Annotated in this window: 10 protein-coding genes and 3 pseudogenes; 4 read left to right on the top strand and 9 right to left on the bottom strand. The window is 69.8% G+C overall.

The window, feature by feature from the left end; translation table 11 throughout:
• Nucleotides 1-364: 364 nt before the first annotated feature.
• Nucleotides 365-609: pseudogene (locus GAS53_RS32255) on the top strand (hypothetical protein); the annotation flags it as partial.
• A 47-nt stretch (nt 610-656) separates the two neighbouring features.
• Here the strand turns inward: GAS53_RS32255 and GAS53_RS32260 are convergent.
• The 3 genes and pseudogenes from GAS53_RS32260 to GAS53_RS32270 all read right to left on the bottom strand — a co-directional run bounded on the left by GAS53_RS32260 (nt 657) and on the right by GAS53_RS32270 (nt 2,408).
• The gene (locus tag GAS53_RS32260) at nt 657-1,118 is read right to left on the bottom strand and encodes a hypothetical protein (RefSeq protein WP_151481256.1); all 462 of its coding nucleotides are present in this window, start codon (nt 1,116-1,118) and stop codon (nt 657-659) included.
• Nucleotides 1,119-1,278: 160 nt separating this feature from the next.
• Nucleotides 1,279-1,589, bottom strand: a pseudogene (locus GAS53_RS56715) (dihydrofolate reductase family protein); the annotation flags it as partial.
• Between the two features lie 30 nt (nt 1,590-1,619).
• Entirely contained in the window at nt 1,620-2,408 is a 789-nt protein-coding gene (locus tag GAS53_RS32270) for an SDR family NAD(P)-dependent oxidoreductase (protein ID WP_151481257.1), read from the bottom strand.
• A 182-nt stretch (nt 2,409-2,590) separates the two neighbouring features.
• On the opposite strand from GAS53_RS32270, the gene GAS53_RS32275 reads away from it, so the two are divergent.
• Nucleotides 2,591-3,136: a TetR/AcrR family transcriptional regulator gene (locus GAS53_RS32275; RefSeq protein WP_225859219.1), complete on the top strand. Its 546-nt coding sequence runs from the start codon at nt 2,591-2,593 to the stop codon at nt 3,134-3,136.
• Between the two features lie 92 nt (nt 3,137-3,228).
• Here the strand turns inward: GAS53_RS32275 and GAS53_RS56720 are convergent, their stop codons facing one another.
• Nucleotides 3,229-3,633, bottom strand: coding sequence for an integrase (locus GAS53_RS56720; RefSeq protein WP_151481259.1), 405 nt, complete (start codon nt 3,631-3,633; stop codon nt 3,229-3,231).
• Nucleotides 3,634-3,772: 139 nt separating this feature from the next.
• Nucleotides 3,773-4,339, bottom strand: a complete 567-nt coding sequence (locus GAS53_RS32285) for a hypothetical protein (protein WP_151481260.1) — start codon at nt 4,337-4,339, stop codon at nt 3,773-3,775.
• Nucleotides 4,340-4,531: 192 nt separating this feature from the next.
• Here GAS53_RS32285 and GAS53_RS32290 point away from each other — a divergent pair, with 192 nt between their 5' ends.
• A complete protein-coding gene (locus GAS53_RS32290; protein WP_151481261.1) occupies nt 4,532-4,852 on the top strand; it encodes a hypothetical protein in 321 nt (106 codons plus the stop codon).
• Between the two features lie 503 nt (nt 4,853-5,355).
• On the opposite strand, the gene GAS53_RS32300 is transcribed toward GAS53_RS32290, so the two are convergent.
• The 4 genes from GAS53_RS32300 to GAS53_RS32315 all read right to left on the bottom strand — a co-directional run bounded on the left by GAS53_RS32300 (nt 5,356) and on the right by GAS53_RS32315 (nt 11,635).
• On the bottom strand, nt 5,356-6,384 hold the full coding sequence (locus GAS53_RS32300; RefSeq protein WP_151481262.1) for a Clp protease N-terminal domain-containing protein: 1,029 nt from the start codon (nt 6,382-6,384) through the stop codon (nt 5,356-5,358).
• A 273-nt stretch (nt 6,385-6,657) separates the two neighbouring features.
• On the bottom strand, nt 6,658-7,347 hold the full coding sequence (locus GAS53_RS32305) for a response regulator (protein ID WP_151481263.1): 690 nt from the start codon (nt 7,345-7,347) through the stop codon (nt 6,658-6,660).
• A gap of 6 nt (nt 7,348-7,353) precedes the next feature.
• Nucleotides 7,354-9,348: a sensor histidine kinase gene (locus GAS53_RS32310; RefSeq protein ID WP_151481264.1), complete on the bottom strand. Its 1,995-nt coding sequence runs from the start codon at nt 9,346-9,348 to the stop codon at nt 7,354-7,356.
• Between the two features lie 292 nt (nt 9,349-9,640).
• Nucleotides 9,641-11,635 (bottom strand): right-handed parallel beta-helix repeat-containing protein, encoded by a 1,995-nt coding sequence (locus tag GAS53_RS32315; protein ID WP_225859220.1) that lies wholly within the window; start codon nt 11,633-11,635, stop codon nt 9,641-9,643.
• A gap of 248 nt (nt 11,636-11,883) precedes the next feature.
• On the opposite strand from GAS53_RS32315, the pseudogene GAS53_RS32320 reads away from it, so the two are divergent.
• Nucleotides 11,884-12,042: pseudogene (locus GAS53_RS32320) on the top strand (transposase); the annotation flags it as partial.
• Between the last annotated feature and the right edge of the window lie 98 nt (nt 12,043-12,140).

Consider the following 12,140-nt stretch of genomic DNA (forward strand, 5'->3'; position numbering starts at 1 on the left):
CCCAGGTCAGATGAGGCTGCTCACAGGTCGCATCTCCCGGCGGCGAGTGCCGTGATCGCGCACTCGGCGGCGTGCAGCACCGCGAGCGCGGAGGGGCCCACAGCCGTGGGAGGCGGGGTCGGCCGGCCCGCTCGGGATCCGCCACTGCCAGGCGGTGCGAGTGGCAGAGAGCGGTCATGGCGGTGCCGCGAGCCAGCTCCTACAGTTCGGCCGGTCCCAGGTCGTCGACCGTGCGCCGGATGCAGAGGGCGGCCGCATCCGACTGGGCCGGGACTTCGGCGTTCAAGAGGCCCGCGCGCACGGACACCTACGACAAGCAGCGGGCAATGGAGCTGCCGCGCCGACCAGCACGATGACGCGCGCCGTCGTCGTCCCGTGCGCGGGCGGACCGGGGCCGCTGCCCGCCTTCGCGGGGGCCGGGGCGGAAGGCGCCGTACTGGCCGCCACCTTCGGCATCGTGTCGGGGATGGGCGGCAGCCCGGTCACCCTGGTCGAGGTCGCGGGGCGAGCGGCGGAGCTGGGGCGACGGAACTTCGGCTATACCACGCAGGGTTGGCGTCGGACCAGGACCTGGCGGCGGTACGGGAGGCGTTGACGGCGGTGGGGTGAACCGTCGGGTTCACCCCACCGCACACAGACCGGGCCGGGCTGTCAGCTCAACAGGCGATGACGTACCAGACTGGGGTCCAGAACACGTCATTCCTGTCAGGAGCGTCGATGGAGAACATCCAGGCACCGTTCACGTCGTAGAAGTGCGCCCTGGTGCCCGGCGTCTGGTTGTTGTGGAGGGAGCCCCAGCCCACGAGGTTGGGCAGGGTGTACGTCGTGCTGCACGTGGTGTAGTCGAATCTGTTGCCGTTCCCGCCCTTCCCGCACACGTAGTAGTACGCACAGTTCAGCGAGGCGGCGGCCGAGCCGGACCCGGCCGCTTCCGGAACGACGGCGTTCTTCATCTGGGCCGCCGTCAGCGACGGCTGCCGGGCCTCCTCGGACGTGAGGATGCCGGTGCCGCCGTTGGCGCTGTCGGTGTGGGCGGCAGCTGTCCCGTTGAGCCCGACCGTCGAGGCCGCGATCGCCGCTGCCGCGAACAGTGCCGCGGCCAACTTGCGTAGTGCCATGAGAAATCCCCTCCCAGTGCCCGTCAACTCGCGGTCCAGGAGTAGCGGTTGGCGGCTCTTCACCTTCGAACACTGGGTCCGAACAAACAACCCCTTGAACACGTGACGCAGCTGTCGGAGGTGAACCGGAGGAACAGAGAGCGACGGGGCGGCGACCGGCTCAGGGCTGCACGCGGTAGGTCACGTGCGTGACCTGGCTCGCCGGACGCGACGTCACCTGCGGTGCTGGAGCCGATGGTGAAGGGGCGATGTGTGGGCGTAGTTCGTCGATCAGGCCGGCGGGTCAGGTACTGGTTGACGGTAGTCGCGCTGCCGAGGACCGTGACGTCGTCGCCGGCCGCCGCGCGGCCTGGTCCAGTGCGGAGGTGATTCCGTCCGTGACGAAGTGGTACGTGGTGCCACCGTCCATCGGCTGCGGCTCGCGCGCGGTGGGTGAGGACGAACACCGGCGCGTGGATCGTCGCCCCACCAGTGGCGGCGATCAGCCCGGTCAGCCTGTGGTCACACTGTCTTTATCGCGCCTCCGTCGAGGATGTGGTCCGCCCCGGTGGTGCTGCCGGCGAGGGGCGAGGCGAGGTAGGCGACGAGGGCGGCGACCTCGTCGGGGCTTACGAGCCTGCCGGTGACCATGCCCATGGCGGTCGGGAGATGGGCCAGGAGCTGTTCCTGTTCCAGGCCCATCGACTTGGCCAGCTCGGCTCCGTAGCCGTCGGGGCTTTCCCACATGTCCGTGCGGACGGGACCGGGCGAGACCGTATTGACGCGCACGCCCTGGGGGCCGAACTCCTCGGCCAGCGCCTTGCCGAACGCGGTCAGTGCAGCCTTGGCGGTGGTGTAGGTGATAGGGCCCGCATGCGGGGTCCTGGCTCCGTTGGAGGAGATGTTGACGATGGCGCCGCGGCTGTTGGTGAGGTGAGGCAGCGCGGCCCGGGTAGTGCGGACCGAGGCGAGGAAATTCAGGTCGAACGCGTCGTACCACTGCTGGTCAGTGAAGGTGAGGAAGCCGCCCGTCTGGCCCTCCCCGGCGTCGCCGCCGCCGACGTTGTTGACCAGGAGATCCAGCCCGCCGAGCTCGGCTTCGGCGAGGGCGACGAGCCGGCCAGGGCCGTCGGCTTTTGAAAGGTCCACGGACACGCCGATCGCGCCGGTGGCCTTGAGCTCCGGTGTGATCGTCCGTGCCGCGGCCACCACCCGCATGCCCTCACTCACCAGTGCGGAGACGATGGCCAAGCCGATCCCCCGGCTCGCGCCGGTCACGACAGCGGCCTTGTTGTTCAGTTGCAGGTCCATGGAGCACCCCTATCCAGAGATGAGTCTCATTCGATGCGAGAACTCTAGAATCTGCAACACTAATGTTGCAAGTTGCGGGTGAGTGGCGACTATCCCGTACTCTTCTCGGAGAGTCAGGGAGAGGGAGCCTCGTGGATCGGAAGAGTCAACAGCGGCCACTGCGCGCGGACGCGGAGCGGACCGTGAGGGCAATCCTGGAAGCCGCCGAGCGTGTCCTCAGCTCCAATCCGGCGGCCACGATGGAGCAGATCGCGGAGGCGGCGGGCGTCGCCCGGACGACCGTGCACCGCCGGTTCACCAGCCGAGAGGCCCTGGTGGCCGCTCTTACAGCCTGGGCAACGCAGCAGTTCCACGAAGCCGTGACGAGCGCCCATCCCGACAGCGCTCCACCACTGGTCGCCCTCTACCAAGCGACCGCCAACGTCCTCCGGGTCAAGATCGGGTGGGGGTTCGCAATGAGCAGGACCACACCGGAGGACCCCGACGTGGCGCGCGCACATGCCGATGTGCTCGATCAGTGCGACCGCCTGTTCCAGCGCGCACTGGAAGCCGGTGTACTACGCCCTGACACTGACCTGGCGTGGGCTCGCCGCGTCTATTACGCCCTCATTCACGAGGCCGCCCAGAATCGCTCGGACGAAGCCGACGATGTCGATGAACTGGCAACCCTCGTGGTCGAAACTTTGTTGCGTGGCATGGGTCGGCAGGGCAGCTTCCTCAGCCCTTGACGAGTTCTGGAAGGGGTACTTCGACCACCTGCCGGCTGCGGTGGCCGAGTACGACCGGCTGAAGGCTCAGATCATCGCCGAGGGGTGATCGCTCAGCCGAGTAGTGCGACTTCCGCCTCGCCGTGACTGGCTCGGGCTCGCATCCGCTCGGCCTGCCGCTTCTTTTCGGCGATGTGTCTCAAGCTCTCCTGCAGTCCGGCGACCTCGCCGAGCCACTGCATCCGCTGGGCCTCTCCCAGGCGCTGGCGGGTGTTGGTCTCGATCCCCAGCAGCCGGGGCTCCTGGACCAGGTCCAAACGGAGCATGGGGCACCTGATACAGGCGTCTGCATGCTGGCAAAGGGTCCCATAGGGCCGGTCGCACGTGCCGAGTGCGACCTTGCGCAGGCTGAAGTGCTCACGGAAGTCCTGCCACTCGGTGTCGCAGGGCTCGCGGTACTCCTCGCTGGGACGGTGCTTTCGGCGCTGGTCGACGAACTGCCGGTAGTGGCGGATCACCTCCTCGGGACAGACCGCGACGTAAGCCTGAGTGGTGTTGAGATCGAGATGGCCAAGGAGCTTCGCGCGATGTGGACCGGCAGACCGCCATTCACCGTCTCCGTCGAGAAGATTCTGCGGAACTCGTGCGGCGTGAACCTCAGCGGTGTCCCATCGACGTCGACGATGCCGGCCCGGAGCGCATGCTCGGTGAGGAACTCGCGGATTCGGTTGGGGAGATGACTTGCAACCGGTGCTGGGAGGGGCACTGGAACAGGTACGGCATCGGCGGGCCGAAGACCCGCTCGTAACCGTCGTACCGAGTCAGCAGCGGCACCCGCTCGCCGGTGCCCTTGATGCGGCGGATGATCCGAGCGAGGACCGCGACCAGGTCCGGGTCGGCGGGGATGACGCGCTCCCGGTCGGTCTTGGACGGGCTGATCTGCAAAAGCGGCACAGTCTCGCCGGTCGGCGCCTCGTACTGACGCAGACTCAGGTGGGTGAGCTCCAGCAGTTCCTCGATCCTGGCCCCGGTGTGTCGCAGAACCTCGATGCTCGCCCAGGTCCAGAACGCGTAGTTCTCCTCGCATTCGGCATCGAACCGCGGCCCCCGCCCCCGGCTCGTCGACCGGGGAGAGGAACAGCGCGGTGGGACGCCAGCGGCTGCCGGCCCGGCGGTGCGTCGATACTGCCAGCCCTCGACGGTGGACTCCTCACCAGGCTTCACAGAGCGGGCCGCCTGCAGCAAGAGCGTGGCGCGGTGCAATCGGGCCTCGGCAGCGTCGACGAGCTGCGGCTGCCAGTGCGGCTCCCCATGCGGTCACCTGAAATTCGTCTCGCTTCCGCAACCCACGTCGATGCCTCGGCGTCCAACTGTCCAACTCCATGACGGACGGCTGCTGATCACCCGGGAGAGCACGTGGCGAAGAAGGACCAGACGACGGACGCGGCAAGGGAGGAGGACCGCGAAAAGTGGATGGCGCGTTTCCAAGTACGGCTGGCCATGCAGCCGGGCGTGGACCGGGCAGTCGTGCTCCAGGCGGTCAAGGATGTCACGGCGCATTGCGCGGATACGGGAGAGCACCCGCAAACCGCCTTCGGTGATCCGGACGCCTACGCCGTGCAGGCCGCCGCGCGGCTGGTGCCGGCGGACCGGGCGGCGCACGCGAGGCGGCACAACGCCGTGGTGGACGCGTTCAGCTCGGTGCTCAAGAGGGCCAGGGATGTCCCCGGTCTGTGACCGGTTGAAGCGACTTCTGTCATGGCCCGGCGCACGGGTTCTGACACAGCCACAGCTTCCTTCCATCCGCCGGGGCTGCTGGGCAGCTCAGACGACTGGCGGAGCGCGCCGGAGCGGGTGACACCGAGCCTCCTTATACGCGCTGCTGAGATTGCCGCGCAGGCCGAGACGACGAGGGAGCAGATCGCGCAGCTGACCGCACGGCTGGACGAACTCGGCCGCGCTGCCGAGGAGGTCCGGATAACCCGCAAGACGCTGCTGGAGCCAGCCGGTCCCCAGCCGCCCGCGCTGCCGGCCCCCAAGCTGCCGGATCATCCGGCCTACCAGCAGATCATGGCGGTGTTCGCCGCGGCCGACGCGCCCCTGCGAACGCGGCAAGTGTGCGAGGCGATGGACCTGGAGATCGCTCCCAACAACATCAACAACACCCGCCTGAAGCTCAAGCGGCTGACCGAGCGGCTGACCGAGCGTGGAATCCTGGAAACCCGAGACCACATGCCCTCTCAGTTGTCGGAAGTGCTGGTCAGCGCGTCTATCAGCTGCCGGGCGCGTGTCTCCTCTCTCAGGAGGGCCTCGACCAGGGGGCCGGTGCCCGGATCGGCCGTACTCACCAGGTTCGGGCCCGCGGCCTCGTCGACGTACTGCTCGACGGGCCGGGCGTCGGCTGTCAGGCGAACGCGATCACCGGCGGTCAGCGCACTGTGAACCGAGGCGTAGTCGATGCCCAGGCGTGCCAGTCGCTCGCCGCCCGCGTACCGGGTGTCTTGGTCGGGGGCGCTCTCCCCCAACAGATGCGGGTACTGGAGCGCAACCTCGTGGGTGGCCAGGATCGCGAGCAGTACATGCTCGGTGCCCACCACGCCATTGCCGAGACGACGTGCCTGCTCGTAGGTCTCCAGTCTGACCCAACCGGCGGGCAACGACGCCCAGTTGACCCCACTGAGTCTGATCAGCCACCGCATCCAGAAGGACATCCGACGATAGTGGCTACGGCCGAGGAGAACGTCGCGTGTGGCGTGCAGCAGAGGGTTGAGGCCATCCTCCTGACTCCCTGAGCCACCGTCGAGGCGGGCGCGTACGGCGTGCGGTGAGATACCGCATGCGCCCAGCAGCTCCACAGCGCGGTTGTCCTCCTCCAGCAGTCCCCTCAGCAGATGCTCGGCGCCGAACTTCGCCGCGTCTTCCCCCTGCGCGTGCCCCATCGCGGCGGTCAGCGCTCTGGCCGCAGCGCCCGTGAACTGGGTGCGCCGATCACCGTCGTCCCCCAGGACGTCCTTCGAGGCAACGCTCCCCTCCGCGTCGTCGCCGGCGCTCCACCCGCCGTCCCTGTGCATCCTGTCCCGCAACACCGCCAGCAGCACGGTCTTGGTCGCCCCTTCATCCACGAGTGCTTCGCGCGCCGACCCTTTGGACGTGGTGATGCCGGCCAGTAGATGCTCTGTGCCGATGGCTCCCCCGGCGTCCCCCTGCGCGCCCCGAGCGGCCCCCAGGATTCCCACGATGTTCCAGTCGGGCGACTTGGTCGCTTCCATACGGCCTTCCTCTTCCTGCTGGTCCTGCGGAGCAGCCTCCCTGACCGGGGCGGGAGACGGCGTCGCTCCGGAGAACGATCTGCTACTGCACCCTGGGATATACCTGGAGCGTTGCTGTATCACCGGATGCGCGGGCCGCGATGACGACAGCAGCCTGTTCGCCACGCGAAAGATGAGGTCCAGCGGTGTTCGCGTCCACCCGCCCCTTTCCGTCCGCGGTGGTTGCCGCGCCCGCCGGACCAATGGTTCAACGCCCGGCGCCGCGCACACCCTTCAGGCGAGCGGCGGTCTCGGCCGCACCAGGCCGGTGTCGTACGCGAAGATCGTCGCCTGCACCCGGTCCCGTAGATCCAGCTTGTTCAGGAGAGCGTTGACATGGGTCTTCACGGTGCCCGTGGCAACCCCCAGGCGAGTGGCGATCTCGGCGTTGGCGAGGCCCGTCGCGATCAGGGAGAGGACCTCGCGTTCACGGGCGGTGAGGGCGTCGAGGGCCGCGGGGGCGGCGGGTGGGGCGGGGGCGGCGGCTGTGAACGTGTCGATGAGACGGCGGGTGATCGCAGGGGCCAGCATGGCCTCGCCGGCGACCACCACCCTGAGCGCCGTGAGGAGTTCGGTCGGCAGGGCGTCCTTGAGGAGGAAGCCGGAGGCACCGGCGCGCAGGGCCTCGTAGACGTAGGAGTCGAGGTCGAAGGTGGTCAGGACGAGCACCCGGGGTACGTGGCCCGACGTCGGGCCGGTCAGGAGGCTCGTCGCCGTCAGGCCGTCCATGCCGGGCATGCGGATGTCCATCAGGACCACGTCCGGGGTCAGTCGGCCGGCCAGCGTGACCGCTTCGGCGCCGTCACCCGCCTCGCCGACCACCACGAAGTCCGGCTCAGCGTCGACGATGGCCGCGAATCCCGCGCGGACCACGGCCTGGTCGTCGACGACCAGGACCCGGGCGGGGGTGGAGGGCGAGGTCATGGGGCGTCACTTTATCGAGCCCTCGGCAGGGCTCAGGAGCGGGGCGTCGGCAGGGGTGCCGTCGCGCAGGTTGCCCAGGAGCTCGCGCATCGCCGCCAGAGACTCACGGGCCGCCGGGGCCACGTCGTCGAGGCGGCCTTCCTCGGCGGCGCTGACCACTTCGGCGGTCCGGTCGAGGACCGCGGCGCGCAGCCCGGCGGCGACCCGCTGCCGTTCCCGGTGCGCCGCGGCGAGCGCCTCGTGGACGACCGCGCCCAGCTCGCCGTCCTCGCGGCGGGCGATGTGCCCGCGCCGGGACCGGACGAGAAACCCCGCCAGCCACGCGCAGCCGAACAGCGGCAGCAGCATCACCGTCAGGGCGAACACAGTGAGCCCCACGGCAAGGGCTCCGGCCGGCTCCCCGTCGATCGTGCCGTCCCGCATCGCTGTCACCGACACCGCGCCGGCCAGCACCGGCGCCGCCAACAGCACCGATGCCCAAGTGGCCCACGGATCACGGCCGTACGCCCCCACCGCGTACACCCCGCCCGCCAGGGCGCAGGCGCCCGCGATCAGGGCCAGCCAGGGATCCGCGTCGGAGCCGGGTGCCCACGGCCACAGCCAGGCTCCCGCGAGCAACGCGGCCAGCACCGGCCAGGGCGCCGCCCGCCGCCACAGCAACGGCAGCAGCTGCACGATCAGGAGCGCGCTCAGCAGCAACAGACCGGGCGCGTCCCGGTCCTCGGTGAACAGGAACACGGCCGGGAGGATCCCGGCGGCCGGCAGCAAGGCGTGCGAGGCGAGGCGCCAGTCCAGCACCCTGCCCCGCCCCGTCGAGGGACGTGCGGTCTGCTCCGGGTGGGCCGGCAGTTCCGCCCGTACCGACCAGCCGCCGGACGGGCCCGCTCCCGGCCCGGCGGTCACCGTGCCGCCGACCGCCTCGGCGCGCTCGCGCATACCGGTCATGCCCCGCCCCGACCCAAGACCCCGGCCGCCGGCGCCGGGTGCGCCGGCCTCCAGGTCCGTACGGGACCCTCCGTCGTCGTCGACGGTGAGCGCCAGCCATCCGTCGCCCAGGTCCTGCACGCCGACTCGTACGACGGCCCCCGGGGCGTAGCGCAGCGTGTTCGTGAGGGCCTCCCTGGCGATGCCGAACACCGCCTCCGTCACCTGCGTGCCGGCTGCCGCGACGTCCGCGGCGCCCGTGATCCCCACTCGCTGTCCGAGGCGGATGAAGCCGCTGGCGAGTTCCTCGAGCCGGGTACCCAGCGGGACGTCGTCGCCCTCCTCGGCGGCCCCCAGGGAGGTGACCAGGCGCTGCACGGTGGCCTGGGTCTCGCGGCCGGTGCGGGCGGCGAAGTCGAGGGCCTCGGCGGCCAGTTCGGGACGGCTGGCGGAGAGGCGCCGGGCGGCCTCCGCGGTGACGACCACGGAGGTGAGGTGGTGGGCGCTGACGTCGTGCAACTCCCGTGCCAGCCTGCGCCGTTCACTCGCCCCCGCCTCCTGCCCCTCGGCCCGGGCCCGGGCCAGGCGAGCGGCGGCCCGCGCTCGTGCGGCCGACTGCTGGGCGCGGCCCCGGCCGAGCCCGACGACTCCCAGGTGGAACGCGACGGCGACGGTCAGGCCGGCGACCGCCGAGAGGCTCGCGCCGTCGACGGCGAAGCCGACCAGGCCCTGGTAGCACACGAGGACGCCGACCGCCCTCAGCGTCACCGGCAGGGTGGTGCGGGCGGCGACCGAGTACACGGCCATCAAGTCGCCCACGATGACGAACATCAGGACCGCGTCCGAGGCCGTGGTCAACAGGGCCAGTCCGTAGAAGGCAGACACCCCTGCCAGCGCCACCAGCGGCACCCGCCGTCGCAGACCCAGCGCGATGGTCGTCCCGGCGGCCACGACCAGGGTGAACTCGAGGTCCTCGCGGGAGACGCCGTAGCCTCCGTCCAGCACCTCCGGTCCCGGCCACACCAGAAGGAAGGCCGCGACGACCACCGGCAGCAGCCAGTTCCGTAAGGTTTCCATGAGGGCATGAGCCTACGACGTGCCCTCTCGCCGATGCGTCCTGCGCCGGACCGACCCGTCCCCGGCCGCGTCCAACTTCCGATAGAGCCGATGGGCCACGTTCACCGGCCGGGCGTGGGCCGGGTGACTTGATCGAGGTGACGAGGGCGGTGGCCGCCTTCGTGCCGGCCCCAACCTTGGTCAAGCAAGTGGCAGCGGCAGACGAGGCGTTCGCGATGCCGGCTGTCCTGCCGCCGGGAAGCCCGCCAGTGACGGCGGCATGGCCGGAAGCACGCATGCGACTCGCCGTTCGTCATGGCATGCCCAAGCGCTGGCGGTAGGACGGGAGAGGGCCGGCGTTCGCCAGTACGGCGGCGCAGGCGGTGTTAGTGGCGCAGGCCTGGCCGGGGCTGCGGGGAGGCAGCAGGGTGTTGTCGGTGAATGTGAGGCGGCGGGGGTTTCCGCACCCCTCCTCCGGGTTCTGCTCGTCGGCCGGGGGCCAGGCTCCGGGGAACTCCCGTCGTTCGAGCCATTCGGGCATGGCGTCGTCCCAGAAGTTGCTGCGGTAGCGCACGTTCTGGACGGGGCGGTTACCCCATTCCTCGCTGCAGCCGCCGATGGAGGCGACGTAGTCGTAGACGGTGTTGCGGTCCACGGTGACCCAGTTGGTGCTGTCGTCGGTGTAGATCCCGACGTTCCAGATGCCGTCCTTGCTGTCGGTGACCGCGTTGCCACTGATGACGGCTCCGTCGGCGAAGGAGCTGCCCTGTTCGCCGCGTAGGTAGATGCCGCCTCCGTCCTCGATGAGCCGGTTCGTCGCGAAGACGCGGTTGTCGAGGATGTGGTTGCGGCGCATGATGCCCCGCAGGTCGTCGCTGGGCCCGGAGAGGATGCCGGTGTAGGGCACGTCGTTGACCTGGTTGTGCGCGATGGTGGTCTCCTGGGTCGCGGTGTCCCAGATGCCGGAGGCCGCGTGGTACTCCGCGCCGATGTGGTGGATCCAGTTGTTGGTGATCCGGTTGCCGCGGTTGGTCCCCTTCTGGTCGGGCGGGACCACCCCCATCAGGATGCCGCCGTCGGAGACGTCGTTGATGACGTTGCCGTCGACGACGTTGTACGAGCTGTTCTCGGACAACTCCAGCGCCTGGGCGCCCAGGTGGGTGAAACGGTTGCCCTCGAAGGTGATCCGCTCGGCGGTGCGGAAGGCGACCGTGCCGGGCACCGTGAGCAGCCTCGCGTCTTCGCCCTTCCCGGGCCGCAGGTACATGCTCCACGCGGCGGGAAACCCGGCGGGTTCGCTGGGCGCCAGCCAGGTGGCGTAAGCGAACGTCAGGCCGCGGAAGCCGATGTCGTGGAGGGGACGGCCCGGACGGCCGGTGCCGGTGACCAGGGTCTCCAGGACCGGGGCGACCACCCTGGCCCGGCGCATGTCCTCCCCGGGCCGCGGGAAGTAGAGCAGCTCGTGGTGTCCGGGCCGGGAGCGGTCGAGATACCAGCTGCCGGGCTTGGGTGCGAAGCTGGTGGAGTTCTCCACACTGTTCGGCGCTTCGAGCAACTCCGGGCCCTCGTACAGCTCTTGGGCCAGATCCCAGCACGGCTGGTCCATGGTGATGGTGGTCCGGCGGGCGCTACCGGAGACCCCTGCGACTCCGCAGCGGCCCTCGACATAGCCGGATCGGTAGACGAACTCGATGTCGCCGGGGTTCCGCCAGGTTCGGGGGACGGTACTGGTGGTGACGTAACCGGTCCTGGTTGCCTTCAGCGTGCCCGGGAAGCCCGTACCGTCGCGCGTGAGCCGCGTGGCGCGCCGGTCCTCGACGTAGAGCTGGCGGGTTTCGAGCCCGCCCACGTCCGCGCGCCAGAATCCCTGTAGCCGTTGGTCCGGCCGCCACTCGGAGATCTGCCGGCCGCCACTGATCGTCACCCGCTCCTGTCGCGGTGTCCCGTGGCCGTACGCCTGGTAGATCACCCGGTGGCCGCCCCGGCCGGAGTCCCCCGCGGCCTCCGACAGGTGCAGCGGCGCCTTCAGGTTGTACGTCCCGCCGCGCAGGTTCACCACCAGGTCCGACGTCATCCGCGGCGTCCGGGCGCGTACGGCCTGCTGCGCGCGTGCCGGTGTGGCGAAGGGTCGGTCCAGGGTGCCGGGCCAGGAGTCCTTGCCCCAGGGAGCGACGTACAGCTGCGTCGGAGTCGCCGCTTGGGCCGGTGAGGCCGCCGCCGGAGACGGCAGGGCCGCCACCGTGAGCCCGATCGCCACCGCCGCCTGCGTCACGACGCCTGCCCTTGTCCGCGTACGGAAGATCGTCACGCTGCCTCCTCGATGTACGGAGTTCCACGCTGGGGCAGCACGAGATGGTGCGCAGTCGTCCTGAGGTAGCGGCATCGTCGACCAAAGTCGGAATCGGCGGTCCTCTTGATCGGCTGACAGCCAATCTCATCCCGTGCGACGGCAGTAGCAGACGAGGGTGCAGGCGGTGCTGGTGAAGGCACAGGACGTGGCTGGTGTCCTGCGCCAGAGTTGAGAGCCTGGGCGTCAACCCGCTGTCGAAGTCCCAGGTGAGCGCGATGGCCTGGTCGAACAATCCGCAAGAACCGCTGAGCAAGGAGATCAGATGCCGCACCGACGTGGTCGGCATCTTCCCCTACCGCACCGCACTGATCCGCCTGGTCGGCACGGTGCCGGCCAAGAAGAACGACGAGTGGACCGAGGCCCGCCTCCAAAGAAGAGATCACCGAGTGGCCGTCGATACCCCACTCCAGCGGACGTGACCGTAACTCCTGGACTGCGCCCGCATGTGGCGGGGATCACGCCT

The organism is Streptomyces albicerus (genome assembly GCF_008905045.1).
Classification (GTDB): domain Bacteria; phylum Actinomycetota; class Actinomycetes; order Streptomycetales; family Streptomycetaceae; genus Streptomyces; species Streptomyces albicerus.